Source organism: Pseudovibrio sp. SCP20 (genome assembly GCF_057774105.1).
Genome location: NZ_JBYMDH010000002.1, coordinates 63,786 through 83,732, shown reverse-complemented (window position 1 = coordinate 83,732; position 19,947 = coordinate 63,786). Strand labels below are relative to the sequence as shown.

The window sequence follows — 19,947 nt, the reverse complement described above, 5'->3', positions numbered from 1 at the left end:
TTCTGTCCTTATCTCCAGATCTTCTTATAAGCGCCGGTGGTTTCACGCCCACCTTCAGTCATCGCGCTCAACATGGCGGATACTTCTTCTTCTGCATTGCCGCCTGCATCCATAGCGTCGACTGCCGCACGGAAGGCCTTCACCACCTGAGAGATATAGGCTTTACCGCGTTGACGACCTTCAATCTTACAAGCAGTCACCCCGGCTTTCTGAAGGCGCGGCAACAAGCTTGCTGCATTCAGGCTGACAGGATCTTCAAACAAGTAAGAGGTCTCGCCCTCTGCCTTGAAGCGACCCTTACAAAGAGTTGGGTAGCCAGCTGTCTCGCCTTCACCAAAGCCATCAATGGTAAACCCACCCAGACGCGCGTAGAGATTGCTTCCATCTTCATCGTAGGAAACATCGCCAGGAGGGGAGCACACGCCGGTCAGGTTCGGAGACTTACCAGTGGCGTAAGAAGAAAGCGCACAGCGCCCCTCTGTCATCACGCAGAGGCCACCAAAAACAAAGACTTCGGTTTCAACCGTGATCTCTTTGTTGAGTTTGACGATCTCCTCAACAGACATCACACGCGGAAGAACCACACGCTGAACACCAAAGGTATCCTGATAGAAGCTGATGGACTCAGGCGTTGCAGCCGCCGCCTGAACGGAAAGGTGCAAACGCAGGTCCGGGTGCTTTTCTTTAGCGTAGTCAAGCACAGCAATGTCTGCCGCGATGATCGCATCAGCACCAGAAGCTGCAACAGCATCTACGGCGCGCTTCCAGATATGCGTATCGCCTGCGCGGGCAAACGTGTTCACAGCCACAAGAACATGCGAGCCATGTTTGTGAGCAAGACGGACACCGGCATTCAGCTCTTTTTCAGAGAAGTTCAGGCCGGGGAAGTTACGTGCGTTGGTTTCGTTGCGCAGACCGCAGTAAATGCTGTGTGCGCCCGCTTCTGCGGCGGCTTTAAGAGCAGCTGGTGTACCGGCTGGGCAAACAAGCTCCAGCGACGGATTATTATCGTTGCGCTGTCCAAGCATAAAACACCTTCCAGAAAATAACAGAGTGAACCACTTGGTTCGCGCAGGGCGCTCCCACCCTGCAGCGGCAATCAGGAAGTGGCAGTTGGTGCGTCGAGTAGTCGGCGCAGATGATCTAATGTCTTGTTGGTTGCCCCATCCACGACCTCACGCGGACGACCATTGAAGCCCAGGAACTCAGCAGGTGAGAGATCGGCTTCTTCCATGGTGTTGCGAAGCGCAAGCACAGCGTCCGTATCGCCCTCAATCACCAGATCGCGGGTGAAAAACACAGCATCACCATCATAGGTGCCATCAACCAGCCCAAGCAGAACGATGAGCGGTCCGGAGATGCGTGCTGCACCTTCAGGAGCATCTTTCCGCTTGAACATCTCAACAGTCGCGTGCTCTCCGTTTGGAATAAGGCGGAACACGTGCGGGATATCAATCGGATCAATGATGAAGTGCGAGCGTTTGTAGGTATCCAGACGCTCAAAGAGATCTGGACGTGTGCGGGCAAGCCGGCGCACTGCCTTGGTCAGAGCAAAGCCAAGCGGAGGAACCGGCAAGATGCCGAGAGCTTTTTGCAGGGCAGGAGGAAACAGGCCTCGGTCCGGTTTAAAGAACATACTTTAATCTCCACTGATCAGTATCCTCTCCTATTAATCCTAGCGGCACTCATCATTGATGGAGGTCAAGGAACTGAAAGGCTACTGCCTTCAAATCTGTGTTAACCCGGTGGACAGATCCTAAGTTGGCCGCGGTAATCTGGTAGCGACCCTTTGATCTGGTAATGGAATGTATTGGCGTACAGAAAAGAAGTTCGAGACACTCTCCAGCTTTCTCAATGTTTTAGAAGCACAGCAGGAGCTTGTAAAAGTAAAGGCTCCGGTCTCGGCTCAGTTCGAAGCCACTGAAATCCATCGTCAGGTGATTGAGCAGGGCGGTCCGGTTCTTCAGTTCGACAATGCACTCACATGTTCAGGAACTCAGAGCAGCATGCCACTGCTTACAAATGTGTTCGGCACGCGCGAACGCGTCGCTCTTGGCCTTGGCTGCGCGCCCGATGAGCTGCCTGCCTTGGGCGAGCTGCTGGCCTACCTGCGCTCACCACAACCACCAAAAGGCCTGAAAGGCTTCATCGACGCCTTACCTGTCGCAAAAGCGGCATGGGCCGCCAGACCGAAACGCCTAAGATCCTCTCCGCTGATTGATATGCCGGTGGATCTAGAGCAGCTGCCGGTCCAGATGTGCTGGCCAAATGATGCAGGGCCATTGATCACGTGGGGTATCGTCATCACCCGCCCTCCGGGGAAAGACGATCCTTCTCAATACAATCTCGGCATTTACCGCGCTCAGGTCATTGGCAAGGACAAAGCCATCCTGCGCTGGCTTGCCATGCGTGGCGGAGCAGCACATCACCGCCTCTGGCAGGCGCGTGGTGAGCGCATGCCTGTCGCTGTGGTCATTGGCGCTGATCCAGCCACAATCCTGTCTGCCGTGATCCCAACACCATCGGACGTCAGTGAGTTGATGATCTCTGGTGTGTTATCTGGCGGCAGACCGGAGCTGATCCCCTGCAAGCACGTAGACCTGCACGTGCCAGCATCCTCTGAGATCGTTCTGGAAGGCTTCGCTGAGCCAACCGAAACAGCCGAAGAAGGCCCGTTTGGCGACCACACCGGCTATTACAACGACCCTGACCAGTTCCCAGTATTTAAAGTATCGGGTATCCGTGCCCGCAAGGACCCAGTTTACATGAGCACCTTCACCGGCAGAGCGCCCGACGAACCAGCTGTTCTCTCAGAGACCATGAATGATGTCTTCTTGCCGCTCCTCAAGCAGCAGATCCCGGAGGTCGTCGATCTGTGGTTGCCACCAGAAGCCTGCTCCTATCGGATTGCAGTTCTCAAGATCAAGAAGAGCTATCCGGGTCAAGCACGCCGCGTCATGATGGGCATGTGGTCTCTGCTGCCTCAGTTTACCATGACAAAGCTGATCATCACGGTTGATGAAGACATTGACTGCAGAAGCTGGAGCGATGTGATGTGGGCTGTCGCCACGCGCATGGATCCATCTCGTGACCTTGTCGTTCTGGATCGTACCCCAGTTGATACGCTGGACTTCGCATCCGGTATGGAAGGGCTGGGCGGAAAGCTTGGCATCGACGCGACGACCAAGATCGGTTCTGAAACACGCACCGACTGGCCGGAAGTCATGCGCATGCCAGAAGAGCTAACCAAGAAGGTTGAAGACCGCTGGGATGAACTGTTCCCCGGTGGTCTGCCGAAAAAACAGAACAAAGATCAGCCAAACGATGCTATCTCTCCAGCAGAGAAAACAGGTTCTTCTGAGGGAAGCGAGTAATCTGCATGGCCAAGCGCATCATTGTTGGAGTTTCTGGAGCATCTGGAGCTCAACTTGCTCTGAAGACACTGGAAATTCTGCAGGTATTGGGTGTTGAAACACACCTCGTGCATTCCAAAGGTGCGGTTGCCTCTGTCCAGCATGAGCTTGGCGATGATGGTGTTGAGCAGTTGCGCGCGCTGGCTTCCGTCACATACGCGCCCGATGAGATGACTGCCTCAATCGCCAGTGGATCATTCCACACCGATGGCATGATCATCACGCCTTGTTCCATGCGTACTTTGTCTGGTGTGGCCTATTCGTTCTCTGACAACTTGCTGACCCGGGCAGCAGACGTGGTTCTGAAAGAACGTCGCAAGCTGGTTCTCGTGCCTCGTGAGACACCGTTGCATGAGGGTCATCTGGAAGCGATGCTCAAGGTGACTCGGATGGGTGGAATTATCACACCACCAGTGCCTCCATTTTATGCAGATATGCAAAACAAAGAGGATATGCTCAAAGAAATTGCTGCCCGTGGGATTAATACACTAGGAATTGACCCGGGTGTGAACATGACTAAGTGGCAATAGACTTATCCTAGGTTACTTTATTGTAATCTTATGAAAATTCACCGCCCACTTTGCGGCTTAAGTTTACAGCTGACAGCTACCTTCACTTCAGAATTGAATAGGTAATTTCTATTCAATTTTAATAGAAAAATACTAAAGGTGAAGATAATGTCCCTGTGTTTCAAGCGCCCCCTCTGGTTTGGCCTCTTTGTGTTTTCGGCTCTTTTCCTAGTGTTAGCGCTGGGTCAGAAAGCGAACGCAACCTCCATCACTCTGGATACCACTGACACCGAGCTTTGCGAAGTTCAGGTCACTATCGGACCGGAAGCTCCAAACGGACCCATCCATAGATTCACTGATATCGATACCGATGATCGCTATACCTTCCAGACGAACAAACTCTGCAATCGTCGTTCTGTAGGTGGCGAAGCATGCACAGGTGAGTACACCGAGTGGGCATGCTGTGAAGCAAAAGATGGTGAGGACATCACCTGCAGAGTGCCTTAAAACAGGTCTCCCAGCTCGACTGCACAAAAAACGACCTTCTCTAAGTCGGCACAATTTGCCAACATAGTTCCTGCGACGAGTATTTTATGTCGAGGAATAAATGAAAACGATTGGCTTATTGGGAGGAATGAGCTGGGAGAGCACTGCTACTTATTATAGGCTGATAAATCAGCAAACACGTATGCGGCTCGGCGGGCTTCACTCTGCTGAGCTGTTATTGTGGTCCTTCGATTTTTCTCAGATCGAATTGCTTCTTGCTCGCGGTGAGTGGGAAGAAGCGGGCAGCTTGCTAAAACAGGCGGCACACAAGTTAGAAAGTGCCGGTGCTGATTGCATTGTGATCTGTGCGAACACAATGCACAAAGTCGCCTCCTACATCCAGGATGGTTTGACGATCCCATTCATTCATATTGCTGAAACAACTGCGACTGCCATTCAAAAGGTGAAACGCAGAAAACCACTTTTGCTTGCAACACGTTATGTGATGGAACATGATTTTTATATAAAGCGATTAGAGGAACTCCATGGAATGTCGGTTGTCGTCCCTGACAATGGAGGGCAAGCCGTCGTCCATGACATTGCATATAATGAGTTGTGTCGGGGGCAGATTAACGAGGATTCTCGCCGCACTCTTTTGCAGATTGTAAGGAAGGCTCAGGATCAGGGCGCAGACAGCGTCATTCTGGGCTGTACGGAACTTGGGCTGTTGGTGGGACAGGAGGATATTTCCGCTCCGGTCATTGATAGCACCACAGAACATGTACGCGGAATTTTGGATTTTGCATTGAAAAAAGAAAGTGAATTTGAAGATCTAATCTAATCAGCGGGAATTTGCCCGCTTCAGGAGGGAAAATAATGAAAAAACTATGGGTCTCTGCCTTATTGGCAGCAGGGCTGGCTCTACCTGCTCAGGCGCAGGAGGCAGCAGACAGCGTCGCGCCGGAAATGGCAAGCGGCATCTCCGACAAGCAAATGGTGACTGCGCAAAAGTTTATGGTAGTCGCCGCAAACCCCCATGCATCTCAGGCTGGTTTTGATGTCCTGAAAGCAGGCGGTAACGCCATCGACGCAATGGTTGCCGTACAGCTGATGTTGGGATTGGTTGAACCTCAGTCTTCCGGTATCGGCGGTGGCGCTTTTCTCGTCTACTACGATGCTGAAACAGGCAAGCTGACCACATTTGACGGTCGTGAAACCGCTCCAGCCTCTGCAACGCCAGAACTGTTCCAGAACGAAAACGGCGAACCGCTCAAGTTCTATGATGCTGTTGTAGGTGGTCTGTCAGTCGGAACACCAGGCACCGTCAAACTGCTCTATGATACCCACGCAAAGCTGGGATCATTGCCTTGGGCGGACTTGGTGGCACCTGCGATCAAGCTGGCAGCGGACGGCTTTGAGGTCTCTCCACGTCTGAACGCTTTGATCACCAAGGATCAGGAGCGTCTCTCTCGCTTCGAGACAACAAAAAACTACTTCCTGCCAGACGGAAAACCTCTTCCGGTTGGACATCTTCTTAAAAACCCTGAGTATGCAGCCACGCTGACAGCAATCTCCAAAGATGGTGCAGATGGCTTCTACTCGGGCGCGATTGCAAAAGCGATTGTGGAGACAGTCCAGTCTGCCAAAGGCAATCCAGGCAAGCTCGCCCTTGAAGATCTTGCAAACTACAAGATCAAAGAGCGCGCTGCTGTTTGTGCAGAGTATCGGGCTTATGAAGTCTGCGGTATGGGCCCTCCATCATCAGGTGCTCTGACTGTTGGTCAAATCCTTGGTCAGCTCAACAGCTACGACCTGCCGTCCATGAACTCTGGCGACCCGAATGCATGGCGTCTGATTGGCGATGCATCACGTCTCGCGTTTGCGGACCGTGGTCGTTACATGGCAGATAGCGATTACGTGCCAATGCCAACCAAAGGCCTTGTGGCACCAGCTTATCTGAAAGAGCGTGCTGAGCTTCTGAGCGGCGATAAAGCACTGTCCAAAGAACAGGTCGTACCGGGCAACCCAACCTGGGATCACGCCATGCTGTTGGCTGATGATGAAAGCATTGAGCTGCCATCCACCAGCCACTTCTCCATTGTGGATGCGAATGGCAATGCTGTTTCCATGACAACCACCATTGAGAACGGCTTTGGCTCTCGCCTGATGACCAACGGCTTCCTGCTCAATAACGAGCTGACAGACTTCTCATTCCGCACTCACCGTGATGGCGTGCCGATTGCAAACCGTGTTGAACCGGGCAAACGTCCACGTTCTTCCATGGCACCAACAATCGTCATGAAGGATGACAAGCCGTTCGTTGTTGTTGGGTCTCCGGGCGGTAGCCGCATCATTGGTTATGTGGCAACAACACTGGTCGCAAATCTGGACTGGGGCATGAACATTCAGGAAGCGATTTCCATGCCGCATCTGGTCAACCGCTTTGGCACCTATGACCTTGAAAAAGGCACCGCTGCTGAAAAGCTGCAACCAGCTCTGGATGCAATGGGCTACAAAACCAACATTCGTGATCTCAACTCCGGTCTGCACGGAATTGTGATTACAGCTGATGGCCTGCAAGGTGGGGTCGACCCACGCCGCGAAGGCCTTGCTCTGGGTGAATAAATCCCAGAACTGACATTCTTGAGGCTCGGGTGATCTGTGCAATTGTCACCCGAGCCTTAGGGCTCTGCTAAGCGTATACCAAAGTGCGCTCTTAAGCGGTTTCTCACCGTCGTGGTAGCTAGAAGCTCTCGCAAGTGGCTGCGCCCAATGGCACCGGCCCCCAGAGGTGCCGGTGGCCAATGACGGAGCTAACACAAAATCACTCTCATGATGACTGTATGCCTTCGGTAACTCACCGATGGGTGCTCTTGGCTGCCATGAGCTTCATCCTCGGCTTAACATTGCTGGATGAGACGGTCGTCAGTTTAGCGCTGCCAACCATCTCCGAAGAGTTTGGCATGACGCTCACTCAGGCGCACTGGGTGGTAAACTCCTATCTGCTGATGTTTGCGGCACTGGTTGCGCTGGGCGGTAAGCTGGCAGATCTGGTGAATATCAACTATCTGATCCTGTCGGGCATGATCATCTTCGGTTTGGCCTCACTGGCCTGTGGTTTTGCGCCAAACGGAAGCTTTCTGGTTGGCGCACGTGTGGTGCAGGGCATTGGCGCCGCGATCATGTTTCCTCTTCCGATCGTTGCGATCTCTCGTATTTTCCCACCTGAACGACGAGGATTTGCGCTGGGCATCTTTGGATCCATCGCAACCATCTTTCTCTCTTCAGGGCCGTTGGTCAGTGGGTACTTCACGAGCTACTTCTCATGGCGTTGGATCTTCTGGATCAACCCACCGTTTGTCCTGATTGTCTGCTTGGTGATTGCCCTTGCTCCACTGAAAGGCCGGGTCGCTCATGGACCAGATCGAGATATCTCGAACTATTCCTTCGACTGGCTGGGCTTCATCACGCTGCTTGTCGGGCTGTTCTTCTTCGTCCTGGCCATCATGCAAGCGCCGGAGTGGGGCTGGTCCTCAAGAGATATCCTGCTGTCTTTCATCATCGGAGTGACTGCGCTGACGATCTTCGTCTGGAATGAACTCCGCAGAAAAGCACCACTCATACAGGTGCGGTTCTTCAGAAAACCGTCCTTCGCTGTGGCAGCCTTTGTTGTTTTTCAGGCGCAGTACTCCAAAATCGTGATGTTCATTTTTGGAGCGCTGTATTTTCAGGATAAACTCGGCTTTGCCCCATTCTTCGCAGGCCTTGCATTGATGTCCGCAGTCGTGATGAATGCTGCAACAGCAGGCTTAAGCGGCGTTTGCGTTGACAAATTCGGAGTTCGCACGCCAGCAATGTGTGGGCTCTTTGTGCTCTCCAGCGCCACCCTCTGGCTAACCGCCTTCATTGCACAGGACGACTACTGGCTGCTGTTGCCTGCGCTTCTTGCATGGGGCGCTGCGATGCCATTGTTGTTTCTGCCTTCTATGAAGTCATCCGTGGACTCGGTGGAGCTGACAAAAAAGGGGCAGGCGAGTGGGGTGATGATCACCTCTCAGATGTTGGGCGGAACAATCGGCATGTCCATCTCCAGCTCAATATTCCTGTTCACGCAAAGCTACGAGTTCGTATTCGGCACCGCAGCAGCTGTGACACTGCTTTGCTACTTGCTGTGTTATTTCCACTTCGGGAAGGGCCTTGAAACTGCCGATACAAGCAGTCGGGACTGATCATTCAACCAGTCCCACTCAATGCTTAAGCTGCTTGAGAGTACACGCGCTTGCCATCAACATAAGTCGCTGCAATAGCGCGGTCATCACCAAGGATCATCTGGATAAACAGCTGCTCAATCACGTTGTTGGCATAAGCCATCCGATGTCGGATAAGCGGGGTTGAAAGCGGATCAATAATCGCAAAGTCAGCTTCCATACCCACTTTGATGTTACCAATCCGGTTTTCCTGATAGAGCGCCTTCGCTGAACCAACGGTTGCCAGATAATACGCTTGCACCGGATGCAGTGAGTATCCCTGCAGCTGAGCCACCTCATAGGCTGTCCGCATGGTGGTCAGCATGGAGAAGCTGGAGCCACCACCCACATCCGTTGCCAGTCCAACGCTGATCGGTTCGTGCGTAAAGTGCGAGCCGCGCACATCAAACAAGCCGGAACCGATGAAGGTGTTTGAGGTTGGGCAGTGAGCGATCGACGTTCCTGTCTCGTGAATGAGCGATTTCTCGCGGTCATTCAGGTAAATGCCGTGCCCAAGGATGCAGCCTTTGCCAAGCAATCCAAAGTGCTCATAAACACCAACATAATCAGGATGCTCAGGATAAAGCTCACCAACCCATTCCAGCTCCTGACGGTTTTCAGAGGTATGGGTTTGCAATAGCACCTCAGGATGTTCTTTCCAGAGAGCCCCGGTTGCTTCCATCTGCTCTGGCGTGGAGGTAGGCGCAAATCGTGGAGTGATGGAGTAAAGCGCACGGCCTTGCCCATGCCACTTCTCCAGCAATGCCTTGGATTGGTCATAGCCAGTCTGGGCTGTATCACGCAGGTTTTCCGGCGCATTGCGGTCCATCATCACTTTACCGGCGGCAATCCGCATGTTGTAACGCGCCGCCTGCTCAAACAGAGCATCGACGGATTCAGGGTGAATGGTGCAGTAAACAGAAGCGCTGGTGATGCCATTGGCAAAGCTCTGCTGCAAATAAACATCTGCAGCACGCCGTGCATAATCAATGTCGCCAAACTTGGATTCAGCTGGGAAAGTATAGGTGTTCAGCCACTCAATCAGCTGTGCGCCATATGAGGCGATCACCTCAGTCTGCGGATAGTGAACGTGGCAATCCACGAAACCCGGCAGAATGAATTGGCCGCTGTGGTCATGAACCATCGCATCATCCGGCAGTGTCTTCAGCAGCTCTGCTGCATCGCCCACTGCGGTTATCTTGCCGTTTTCAGTTACGACAAGTCCATCAGACCAGTCAGTCAGAGCCTCTGCCGGATTATCGCAGAACGGATCGCCGCTAAATTGAAACACATGGCCGCGAAGCGCTGTAATCGTCCGTACAGTCTCTTGCATCAGATCTTCCTCGGGAATTGAACCAAACAGCCATAACTAACGTAATTTCCAGCATGGAGCGAGGGAAAATACGTAGTTACCCGGGAGAGATCTGAGAACAACGTGATGCGAGTAAGAGATCAGTTCTCTTCTACTGCTGCTTCATTGAGTTCAACGTCAATCATCAGGTCAGCCGCAATTCCTTCAAGTGCCTCAGACACTTCCGTCGGAGACAGATGCGGCGGAATGATAATGCGGGCATTTGCGCGGAACATCAGATCACCACTCATGGAACCCGGCTCAACCAGAGATTCCAGAGTTTCAATGCTCACATGCAAATCTGCCAGTACGCTGGATACGCGGCTGATCATGCCGGGTTGATCTTGCCCCAGAATATGAAGAAGCGCATGAGCACCAGCCGGAGCATCGCCCGTGTTGTGCTCGTGAATGCCGATGGTTAGACCCAGCGTTTCAAGCTTGATCAAAGCTGCTGAGAGATCCGCTGCCTGTGCTTTGTCAACATGCACACGAACAATCCCTGCAAACTGACCTCCCAAACGTGAAAGGGAACTATCGATCCAGTTTGCCTTGTGATCAGCAACCACCTTGGAGATTTCACCAACCAGACCTGGGCGGTCATCAGCAACGACGGTGAGGACAAGCTCTTTTTTCATAACGCATTCTCCACAAAAGCGACCCTCTTAATAGGCTGGGGCCTGTCTATAATAGCAATGCCAGATGCAGGTGTAAGTCAAACACTTCGATCAAGTTCCCCGTAATTTTGCACCTAAGAAAACCTCTGGTATCGACCAATTGCGCAAATTATCAGCTTGCTATCTCCAGGGGGGGCAACTAGCGTGCTCCACGTAAAACTATGGACGGCGTCCCGTGACGGACTGAAATGGATTTCGGGGGCGGTCGACCCACATCGGGGACCAGAATCGAAGCTGTCTGACGAAGTAATGTGTGAAGCTGCGGACCTCTGGTGCGCGGCCGATGTTCTATTTCGTCGGTCCATCTATTGTCTTTGCGACGTCTCCTTAAATGACAGCGGAACCCCCTGTTGCCTTTGGCAATGGAAGGCACTGCTGCATGTTGGAGATAGAACATGTCTTATTATTTGAAGCCTGTGCTCCTTGCCGGAGTAATGGGTCTTTCCTCGTCTGCTGCCTTTGCACATGCCGGCCATTTGGGCGAGCTCGCAGGCCACAGCCACTGGATTGGTATCGCTGCTGTCACCGGTGCAGCAATCATCGCCGGATTAGCAGCCAAAGCCAAAAAGCGATCCGCATCTGCTGAAGAAACCACGCCAGATGCCGCCGAGACCGATGGCGGTCTCACTCCAGAAAGCGCAGAAGCAGAGCCAGCATAATGACGAAAAAAACAGAAGAAAAACTCGGCGTCATGATCTGCGGACATGGCAGTCGAAACAGAGGTGCAGTCGCCGAATTTGCACGCCTTGCAGAAGGTATTCGTGAAAGATTTCCTGAGTTGCCAGTGGACTATGGCTATCTGGAGTTTGCGAACCCAGTGATCCATTCAGGTCTCGACAACTTGAGGGAGCAGGGCTGCACGCGCATTCTGGCTGTTCCGGGCATGCTGTTTGCTGCAGGGCACGCGAAGAATGATATTCCTTCCGTGCTCAACACCTATCAGGCCAAGCATCCTGAAGTGTCTATCGAGTATGGCCGCGAACTCGCCGTCGACACCCGCATGGTACAGGCCGCAGGCGCTCGCATTCAGGAAGCCATTGATGCTGCAGATCCTGAAGTGAAGCCGGAAGAAACCTTGCTGATGGTTGTCGGTCGCGGCGCATCAGATCCGGACGCAAACTCTAATGTCGCCAAGATCACCCGCATGCTGTGGGAAGGCTTCGGCTTTGGCTGGGCAGAAACTTGCTACTCTGGCGTAACTTTCCCGTTGGTTGAGCCGGGTCTGGAGCATGCCGTCAAGCTTGGCTACAAGCGCATCATCGTGTTCCCATACTTCCTGTTCACCGGTGTATTGGTTCAGCGCATCTACAACTTCACCGATGACGTTGCCGCGCGCCATCCAGATATCGAGTTCATCAAGGCTGGCTATCTCAACGACCACCCGAAGGTCATCGACACAATGCAGGAGCGTGTCACTGAGATCCTTGAAGGCTCCAACAACATGAATTGCCAGCTCTGCAAATACAGAGAGCAGGTGCTTGGATTTGAGGCGGAGATCGGCCTGCCGCAGGAAAGCCACCACCACCACGTGGAAGGCTTGGGTGATGAGGCTGAGTGCAAGCTATGCGATGTGACGTGCACAGGTGAGTGTGACAGCAAAGGCGCGCACTCCCATGATCATGCGCACAGCCATTCTCACGACCATAGCCACGGGCATGGACACCATCACCACCACCATCATGGTGATGACCACGGGCATGATCACCATCATCATCCGTATCCACATGCAGATCACCCTCTTGGGCCAAAATCCATGCTGAAGGATGATGCCTGAGTATGGGCCAGAACATGAATGATGAAGTTCTGGCACCCTACGATTACATTAAGGATCCTGCCGAAATCTATCGGCAGTCCTTTTCCATCGTACGGGGGGAGGCTGAACTTGAAAGCCTGCCAGAAAACCTGAGGCCTATCGCAGTTCGCCTGATCCACTCCTGTGGGATGACCGACATCCCGCAGGACCTGGCGTATTCTGAAGATGTTGTCGCAAAGGCCAATGAAGCTTTGCGTAATGGCGCTTCTGTTCTGACAGATGTGGAGATGGTTGCTCACGGGGTGATCCGTAAGTATCTGCCAGCAAGCAATCAGGTCATCTGTACTCTGAATGAGCCAGAGGTTCCTGAACTGGCAAGACAGCTTGACACAACAAGATCAGCCGCTGCCGTTGAACTCTGGAAATCGCATTTGGATGGTGCAGTGGTTGCCATCGGCAATGCGCCGACGGCTCTGTTCCATCTGCTGGAGATGATAGCAAGAGGCGCTCCCAAACCGGCAGCAATTCTCGGCTTTCCGGTTGGCTTTGTTGGTGCAGCGGAGTCCAAACAGGCACTGGCGGAAAGCGCCCTCGGCATACCGTTTCTCACCCTATTGGGGCGTAGAGGTGGCTCCGCAATTGCAGCCGCGGCAGTCAATGCGATGGCGGCAGGTCTGCCCGAAGAAAAGAGCCCGGAGGCATCAAAATGAGCAGTCAAACTGCACCTTGGCTCACAATCATTGGTATTGGTGAGGATGGTTTTGATGGCCTGTCCCCCGCAGCCCAATCAGCCCTGCAATCAGCATCTCTGATCTACGGTGGAGCCAGACATCTGGAGCTTCTGAAGGGAGCTGCTCAGGATATCTCCTGTGAGATGAAGGCATGGCCATCTCCCCTCACAAAGGGCATTGAAGAGCTTGCATCATACCGCGGTCAGAACACGGTTGTCCTCGCGACGGGAGATCCACAATGGTTCGGTATCGGAGCAACGCTGCATCGCCAGTTCAGTGCTGAGGAAATTGAGGTCATCCCGCATCTCTCAGCCTTCTCGTTGGCGGCAAGCCGCTTGGGGTGGTCTCTGCAAAATGTAGAAACACTCAGCCTGCATGGACGGCCTTTGGATACCTTGCGCGGTTTCCTTTATCCGGGTGCACGGATCATCGCGCTCACATCAAACGGTGCAGCACCGGGAGAGATTGCCGACCTTCTCGCAGATGAAGGCTACGGCGCCAGCTCGCTCACTGTTCTTGAGCATCTCGGTGGCCCTCAGGAGAAAGTAAGCTCCTGCGAAGCTGAAGAGTACAACGGTGAAGCCGCAGAGCTGAACACCGTCGCAATTGAAGCCAAGCCGATCCCCAACACCCCTGTTTTGTCACGCACACCTGGCCTGCCGGATTCTGCATTCCGGCACGATGGCAAGATGACCAAGCAGGAAGTACGCGCAGTCACGCTTGCCAAACTTGCTCCCATTCCGGGCCAGCTCCTGTGGGATATCGGCGCAGGCAGCGGTTCCATCGGCATTGAGTGGCTGCGTGCAGCAAAAGATACAAAGGCAGTTGCCATCGAACCGCTGGAAAAGCGAAGTGTCTTCATTCGTGGCAACGCCGCCGCTCTGGGCACGCCTCAACTCAAGCTCGTTGAGGGCAAAGCCCCTGAGGCACTTGATAATTTGCCGCAGCCAAATGCAATTTTTGTTGGAGGTGGCCTCACGTCAGCAGGTATACTCAAAACATGCTTTGACGCACTGCCATCAGGAGGTCGCTTGGTTGCCAACGCTGTCACTCTGGAAGGAGAGCAGGTGTTGGCCGAGGGTTGGAAAAAGTTCGGTGGAGAACTGTGCCGGATTGCAATCTCCAGAGCGGATCCCATCGGCGGTCTCACGGGCTGGCGTCCTTTGATGCCGGTGACACAATGGAGCTTGGTGAAGTCATGACTGGTACGCTTTATGGCGTTGGTCTTGGACCAGGAGATCCTGAGCTTTTGACATTGAAAGCTCACCGGCTCATTTGCTCCGCAAAAACCATCGCTTATCCCGCAGCCGTTGGAGTGCCAAGCTTCGCCCGCCAAATAGCCGCGCTGTATATCCAAGAGGGAACCTCTGAGATCCCGATTGAAATGCCTATGAAGGTCAACCGGTTTCCGGCCAAGGAAATCTATGACCAAGCGGCAGAATCAATCTCGGTTAAGCTGCAAGCTGGTGAGGATGTCGTCGTCCTGTGTGAAGGCGATCCATTCCTTTATGGCTCCTTCATGTACCTCTATGAGCGTTTGAGGGGAGACTTCGCCTGCGAAATCGTACCGGGCGTTTCATCCGTGAATGCCTGTGCGGCTGCTTTGGGAAGACCGCTTGCAGCCCGCAATGAGGTGCTCACCATCATTCCGGGCCCGTTGGAAGATGAGCAGCTCGAACAGCGGATTATGCAGTCAGACGCCTTCGTCATCATGAAGGTCGGACGCCATCTGCCACGCGTGAAAGCTCTGCTCGAAAAACTGGGATTACTTGGTGCTGCCGGATACGTTGAACGTGCGACCCTGCCGGAAATGGTGGTGTCCCGCTTGGCGGACTATCCAAACGAAACAGCACCGTATTTTTCAATGATAATTGTCTATAAGGGAGAAGAGGCATGGACGTTGCACCCGCAATCGTTGTGATCAGCCCGGTCGCTTTAAAAACGGCTCAGAAGCTCTCCACTGTTCTGGATGAAAGCCTCATTCACGGCTTTGCACGGCGTGGCTCAAAGCCCAACGTCGATTATCATCTGTCCTTCTCGGAACCAATGGACCATCTGCGGTCCTTGTTCCAGTCAGGTACACCAATCATCGGCATCTGTGCTGCCGGAATTCTCATCCGCGCCCTTGCGCCAGTCCTGGCTGAAAAGCGCAATGAGCCCCCGGTAATCGCAGTATCTGAAGACGGCTCAAGCGTTGTGCCATTGTTAGGCGGCCACCGCGGAGCAAATGCCCTTGCTCACGAGATTGCGGAGATTTTGAAAGGTCACGCCGCAATCACCACAGCAGGCGATAATGTCTTTGGCGTTGCGCTGGATGATCCCCCAGAGGGCTGGACACTCGCCAATCCAACAGACGCCAAGTCTGTAATGGCTCACATGCTGGCGGGTGATACCGTGAAGCTTTCAGGGCAAGCGGATTGGCTGGAAGCTGCAACCCTTCCTGTCGCAGATGATGCAGATCTGGAGATTGTTGCCACAGAAGAACCTCAGGATGGACATCACGGCAAGCTGGTGTTCCACCCGCAAACACATGTGGTAGGCCTCGGCTGCTCACGAGGGTGTTCGCTGGAAGAGCTTGATGATCTTCTCCAGAAGGGATTGGAACAAGCGAACATCTCAATCGGCGCCGTTGCTGCCTTTGCCAGTATCGACTTGAAGGCCGATGAAGTGGCGATGAACAAACTCGCCGCCCGCTACAACAAGCCTTTCCGCCTATTCACAGCTGAGGAACTCAACGAACACAAAGAGCGCCTGCAAAATCCATCGGATTTGGTTTTTGCTGAAGTCGGCTGCTATGGCGTCAGTGAAGGTTCTGCATTAGCCGGTGTAGGATCATCTGGCATACTCGTGTTGGAAAAACAGAAAACAGCCAACGCCACAGTCGCTATTGCCAAAGCGTCAGTTCCTATCAATCACGAGAAGATTGGCCGGGCTCGAGGCCGCCTGCACGTGATCGGCATCGGTCCGGGGCAAGAAGCATGGCGCACGCCGGAAGCGTCCAGCTGGTTGGCTGAAGCGGATGAAGTGGTTGGTTACGGTCTCTATCTGGATCTGGTTTCCTCACTCATCAGAGGCAAGCAACGCCATGCTTTCCCTCTGGGTGCCGAAGAAGAACGCGTCCGTTTTGCGCTCGAAAGAGCGGGACAGGGCCACAACGTAGCGCTGGTTTGTTCTGGAGACTCAGGTGTTTATGCCATGGGGGCTTTGGTCTTCGAATTGCTCGACCGCCCGCAGGAAAACGGCGGTGTCAGCGATGCGGCTCGCCGCGTTGAAGTCGCCTCGGCACCGGGTATTTCAGCCATGATTGCTCTCAGCAACCGCATTGGTGCTCCGCTCGGTCATGACTTCTGCGCCATCTCCCTGTCAGATCTTCTGACTCCATGGGAGACAATCCAGCAGCGCCTGGAAGGAGCTGCAATCGGTGACTTCGTGATTGGTTTCTACAATCCGGTCTCCAAACGCCGCCGCACGCAGCTGGCTTGGGCACGTGAAAAGCTGCTTGAACATCGCCCTGAAAACACGCCTGTCATTCTTGGCTCAAACATCGGGCGAGAGGATGAGGCTATCTCCACGACCACCCTGAAAGATCTCAGGGTCGATGATGTGGACATGCTGACCACCGTAATTGTGGGATGCAGCCAGACCCGCTTGGGCGGGGACGGCCAGTCTCTGCACTTCGTCTACACACCGCGTGGCTATGCCAAGAAGATCGACGCACCGACAAAAGAAACGGAGACTGCAGCGTGACGGTTCATTTTATTGGGGCAGGGCCGGGTGATCCTGAGCTGATCACTGTGCGGGCGCTGAGGCTTATCGAAACCTGCAAAGTCTGTCTCTACGCCGGTTCACTGGTGCCACCTGCAATTGTCGAAGCTGCGCCTGATGATGCGCTCGTCATGGATACAGCTTCCATGACCTTGGATGAGATCATCGACGAGATCGCGAAGGCTCACGAAAAAGGGCTGGATGTTGCTCGTGTTCACTCCGGCGATCCATCCATATACGGCGCAACTGCAGAACAAATGCGTCGCTTGGATGAGCTGGGCATTGAGTACGATGTGACCCCCGGCGTCCCTGCGTTCGCAGCAGCAGCGGCTGCGTTGAAAACGGAACTGACGATTCCGGAAATCGCGCAGAGCATCATCATCACCCGAACTTCAATGCAATCCTCTGGCATGCCAGAGGGTGAGGATCTGGAAACCTTGGGGCGTTCTGGAGCAACTCTGGCAATTCACTTATCTGTCAGAAACTTGGGCGAGATCTATCGCAAGCTCTCACCGCTTTACGGTGAGGATTGCCCGGTAATCATCGCTTATCGCGTGGGCTGGCCGGATGAGGCATTCATTCATGGAACCCTGGCAGATATCCGTGAGAAGGCAAAAGCCGCGAAGATTACCAGAACTGCGCTCATCTTCGTTGGCCCGGCTTTGAAAGCTGGCAAGGAGTTTCGTGACAGCGCGCTCTATGATGCCAACCACGTGCATGTTCTGAGGCCGAAAAAGAAGGCAAAAGCGATAGCCTGATCTACTCAATCAGAAAGAAGCGGACCACCATTCTTCGCTTCTTTCAGCTACCACATGAGCAAATGATCCCATCACACGGCCATTGATGTGGCCCAGAGGATCAAGCTCATGATGCTCAGCATCCTGTGCAGCAAAGAGGGACGGGGCTTCAGACTTAACAGTCAATGTTGAGTAATGAAACTCGTGAGCTCCCAAAGGCTTGAGCCAAGGAAAGCCAGACGCACCAGCAGCTTCAGTCGTCTTGAGTTTGCGATAACCAAGGTGCAGCTTTCGGTTTGCAAAGCTGGTTTCGATAGGCAGAAGACCAAGCATCTCGTGGGACTGGCCACTCTTATCCGTCAAAGCGTCGCCCAGCACCATATACCCGCCGCACTCACCATAAATCAGCTTGCCTGCATCGGCTGCCGTTTTCATTCCACTCTTGAAGCCATTGGAATGAGAGAGCTTTTCAGCATGAAGCTCAGGGTAACCGCCACTCAAGAACACTGCGTCTGCGTCAGTGGATGGGCCTTCATCGGCCAATGGAGAGAAGAAGGAGAGGGTAACGCCTTGTTTTTGCCAGTCACTCAGCAGGTGCTCATAGCTGAACGCAAAAGCAATATCCTTAGCAATCGCAATATGTTGTCCAAGTGGTGGTAGATGCGAGATGCCTGTGAGCTCTTTGTTCTCTCTTGCGGGAATAGCAAGCACCTTCGTCAATCGCATCAGTGCTGGCACATCGACACTTTCAGCCGCGACCTCACCTGCCGCATTCAAAAACTCTTCCAGATCCTCACGTTCACTCGCCTGCACAAGGCCAAGGTGCCTCTCTGGCAAAGCCAGCTTTTCTGAGCGATAAAAAGCCCCCAACACGATCACATTCAACTGCTCCAGCGCATGCCGCAATATCCGCTCATGCCGCTCTGACCCGACGCGATTGAGAATAACACCTGCGATGTGGCAGTGCGGATGATAAGTCAGGAAGCCATGGACTAAGGCCGCTACTGATTGCGCCTGAGACTTGCAGTCCACCACGAGAATAACAGGCAAGCCCAGATGCACGGCAAGTTCAGCAACAGAGCCAGATCCATCCGCTGCTCCGTCAAACAAGCCCATCGCCCCTTCAATGACAACGATATCGCTGTGTTTTTCCTGCTCTGTGGCGTTGAGAGAGAGTTGAGCCAATGACATGGCCCAGGCATCGTAGTTCAGGCAAGGACGACCGGAAGCAGCACTATGGAAAGCCGGATCAATATAATCTGGCCCGGATTTGCCGGAGGAGATCCGAACCCCGGTATCACGAAGAGCACGCAGCAACGCCAGTGTAATGGTTGTTTTGCCAGACCCTGAAGACGGCGCTGCAATGACGAAACCCTTCGCGATGGTCATAGGGCAGGTTCCTCTTCCTTTTGAGAGGTGCGAGCCAAAGCTGGCTCAATCCAGTTCAATTGCTCTCGCAAATTTACGACATCACCCACAACGACAATAGCAGGTGGCTTCAATCCGCTTTTCGCAATGTCATCAGCGCAGGAACCAAGCGTTGTTTCCAATACCTGTTGATGCTGTTGCGTGGCGTTGCAAATCACTGCAACAGGCTCGGCAGCGCTTCGTCCGCCATTCATCAGCTTCTCTGTAATCAGCGAAATATGCTTCATCGCCATGTACATCACGATCACGGGTGATCCTTTGGCAAGAGCATCCCAGTCCAGTTGGTCTGGCGCAACCCCATTCTGATCATGACCTGTGAGGAACGTAACCGCTTGATTAACCCCGCGATGGGTCGCTGGAATACCTGCATAGGCCAGCCCACCAACACCTGCCGTAATGCCGGGTATGATACGGAAAGGAACTCCGGCTTCCACCAGCGCAAGCGCCTCTTCACCACCGCGACCAAACACAAACGGATCACCGCCTTTAAGCCGCAACACACGCCTGCCAGATTTTGCCAGTTCCACCAGCTTAATCGAGATGCTGGACTGCTTGGGGGAGGGTTTCCCGCCGCGCTTTCCCGCATAAATGATTTCAGTCTCATTCCCGGCCAATTGAAGAATGCGTTCATCCACCAGCGCGTCATAAACAATCACGTCAGCTTGCTGCAGACCATTCAATGCATGGAGGCTCAGGAGGCCGGGATCACCGGGCCCGGCACCCGCAAGCCAAACCCATCCGGATTCAAGAACTGGAAATTCAAATTGGGGGAGGGAGATATCGATCAAGCGGCTCTCGCATATTATGTGATTTTGCGTAGCAATTTAATTGGAAACCAATTGGAAGTCCAAAG

At 53.5% G+C, this 19,947-nt stretch carries 19 protein-coding genes; 13 read left to right on the top strand and 6 right to left on the bottom strand.

Features of this window, described 5'->3' with window-relative positions:
- Window positions 1–8: 8 nt before the first annotated feature.
- Together ubiU and ubiT are read right to left on the bottom strand one after the other, a co-directional pair.
- The gene (gene ubiU, locus AC3CB2_RS08810) at window positions 9–1,028 is read right to left on the bottom strand and encodes a ubiquinone anaerobic biosynthesis protein UbiU (RefSeq protein WP_008548238.1); all 1,020 of its coding nucleotides are present in this window, start codon (window positions 1,026–1,028) and stop codon (window positions 9–11) included.
- Window positions 1,029–1,099: 71 nt separating this feature from the next.
- A complete protein-coding gene (gene ubiT, locus AC3CB2_RS08805) occupies window positions 1,100–1,636 on the bottom strand; it encodes a ubiquinone anaerobic biosynthesis accessory factor UbiT (protein ID WP_014283670.1) in 537 nt (178 codons plus the stop codon).
- A 169-nt stretch (window positions 1,637–1,805) separates the two neighbouring features.
- Here ubiT and AC3CB2_RS08800 point away from each other — a divergent pair, with 169 nt between their 5' ends.
- From AC3CB2_RS08800 to AC3CB2_RS08775, 6 genes are all read left to right on the top strand, one after another.
- Complete coding sequence (locus AC3CB2_RS08800) at window positions 1,806–3,374, top strand: UbiD family decarboxylase (protein WP_352932883.1); 1,569 nt, start codon at window positions 1,806–1,808, stop codon at window positions 3,372–3,374.
- Window positions 3,375–3,379: 5 nt separating this feature from the next.
- Window positions 3,380–3,943 carry a UbiX family flavin prenyltransferase gene (locus tag AC3CB2_RS08795; protein ID WP_352932886.1) on the top strand — a complete coding sequence of 188 codons (564 nt, stop codon included), beginning with the start codon at window positions 3,380–3,382 and terminating at the stop codon, window positions 3,941–3,943.
- Between the two features lie 147 nt (window positions 3,944–4,090).
- Entirely contained in the window at window positions 4,091–4,429 is a 339-nt protein-coding gene (locus AC3CB2_RS08790; RefSeq protein WP_008548363.1) for a hypothetical protein, read from the top strand.
- A 100-nt stretch (window positions 4,430–4,529) separates the two neighbouring features.
- A complete protein-coding gene (locus tag AC3CB2_RS08785) occupies window positions 4,530–5,249 on the top strand; it encodes an aspartate/glutamate racemase family protein (protein WP_352932889.1) in 720 nt (239 codons plus the stop codon).
- A 35-nt stretch (window positions 5,250–5,284) separates the two neighbouring features.
- Complete coding sequence (gene ggt, locus AC3CB2_RS08780) at window positions 5,285–7,033, top strand: gamma-glutamyltransferase (protein WP_352932892.1); 1,749 nt, start codon at window positions 5,285–5,287, stop codon at window positions 7,031–7,033.
- Window positions 7,034–7,251: 218 nt separating this feature from the next.
- Window positions 7,252–8,637 (top strand): MFS transporter, encoded by a 1,386-nt coding sequence (locus tag AC3CB2_RS08775; RefSeq protein WP_352932895.1) that lies wholly within the window; start codon window positions 7,252–7,254, stop codon window positions 8,635–8,637.
- A gap of 25 nt (window positions 8,638–8,662) precedes the next feature.
- On the opposite strand, the gene guaD is transcribed toward AC3CB2_RS08775, so the two are convergent.
- Entirely contained in the window at window positions 8,663–9,988 is a 1,326-nt protein-coding gene (gene guaD, locus AC3CB2_RS08770; RefSeq protein ID WP_352932898.1) for a guanine deaminase, read from the bottom strand.
- A 119-nt stretch (window positions 9,989–10,107) separates the two neighbouring features.
- Window positions 10,108–10,641 carry a glycine cleavage system transcriptional repressor gene (locus tag AC3CB2_RS08765; protein WP_352932901.1) on the bottom strand — a complete coding sequence of 178 codons (534 nt, stop codon included), beginning with the start codon at window positions 10,639–10,641 and terminating at the stop codon, window positions 10,108–10,110.
- A 434-nt stretch (window positions 10,642–11,075) separates the two neighbouring features.
- Here AC3CB2_RS08765 and AC3CB2_RS08760 point away from each other — a divergent pair, with 434 nt between their 5' ends.
- Genes AC3CB2_RS08760 through cobM form a run of 7 tightly spaced genes read left to right on the top strand, consistent with a single transcriptional unit; the run spans window position 11,076 to window position 17,687 of the window.
- Window positions 11,076–11,339 carry a DUF6732 family protein gene (locus AC3CB2_RS08760; RefSeq protein ID WP_008548751.1) on the top strand — a complete coding sequence of 88 codons (264 nt, stop codon included), beginning with the start codon at window positions 11,076–11,078 and terminating at the stop codon, window positions 11,337–11,339.
- Complete coding sequence (locus tag AC3CB2_RS08755; protein WP_352932904.1) at window positions 11,339–12,454, top strand: sirohydrochlorin chelatase; 1,116 nt, start codon at window positions 11,339–11,341, stop codon at window positions 12,452–12,454. The genes AC3CB2_RS08760 and AC3CB2_RS08755 overlap by 1 nt, the downstream gene beginning before the upstream one ends.
- 2 nt (window positions 12,455–12,456) lie before the next feature.
- A complete protein-coding gene (locus AC3CB2_RS08750; protein WP_352932907.1) occupies window positions 12,457–13,143 on the top strand; it encodes a precorrin-8X methylmutase in 687 nt (228 codons plus the stop codon).
- Window positions 13,140–14,366: a precorrin-6y C5,15-methyltransferase (decarboxylating) subunit CbiE gene (cbiE, locus tag AC3CB2_RS08745; protein WP_352932910.1), complete on the top strand. Its 1,227-nt coding sequence runs from the start codon at window positions 13,140–13,142 to the stop codon at window positions 14,364–14,366. Before AC3CB2_RS08750 ends, cbiE begins: the two co-directional genes overlap by 4 nt.
- Window positions 14,345–15,085 (top strand): precorrin-2 C(20)-methyltransferase, encoded by a 741-nt coding sequence (gene cobI, locus AC3CB2_RS08740; RefSeq protein WP_352932913.1) that lies wholly within the window; start codon window positions 14,345–14,347, stop codon window positions 15,083–15,085. The genes cbiE and cobI overlap by 22 nt, the downstream gene beginning before the upstream one ends.
- A complete protein-coding gene (cobJ, locus tag AC3CB2_RS08735) occupies window positions 15,058–16,911 on the top strand; it encodes a precorrin-3B C(17)-methyltransferase (RefSeq protein ID WP_352932915.1) in 1,854 nt (617 codons plus the stop codon). The genes cobI and cobJ overlap by 28 nt, the downstream gene beginning before the upstream one ends.
- Window positions 16,908–17,687, top strand: coding sequence for a precorrin-4 C(11)-methyltransferase (cobM, locus tag AC3CB2_RS08730; protein ID WP_352932918.1), 780 nt, complete (start codon window positions 16,908–16,910; stop codon window positions 17,685–17,687). Before cobJ ends, cobM begins: the two co-directional genes overlap by 4 nt.
- 9 nt (window positions 17,688–17,696) lie before the next feature.
- Here cobM and AC3CB2_RS08725 read toward each other — a convergent pair whose 3' ends face one another.
- A complete protein-coding gene (locus AC3CB2_RS08725; protein WP_352932921.1) occupies window positions 17,697–19,055 on the bottom strand; it encodes a cobyrinic acid a,c-diamide synthase CobB in 1,359 nt (452 codons plus the stop codon).
- On the bottom strand, window positions 19,052–19,882 hold the full coding sequence (cobA, locus tag AC3CB2_RS08720; protein ID WP_352932924.1) for a uroporphyrinogen-III C-methyltransferase: 831 nt from the start codon (window positions 19,880–19,882) through the stop codon (window positions 19,052–19,054). Before cobA ends, AC3CB2_RS08725 begins: the two co-directional genes overlap by 4 nt.
- Window positions 19,883–19,947 lie beyond the last annotated feature (65 nt).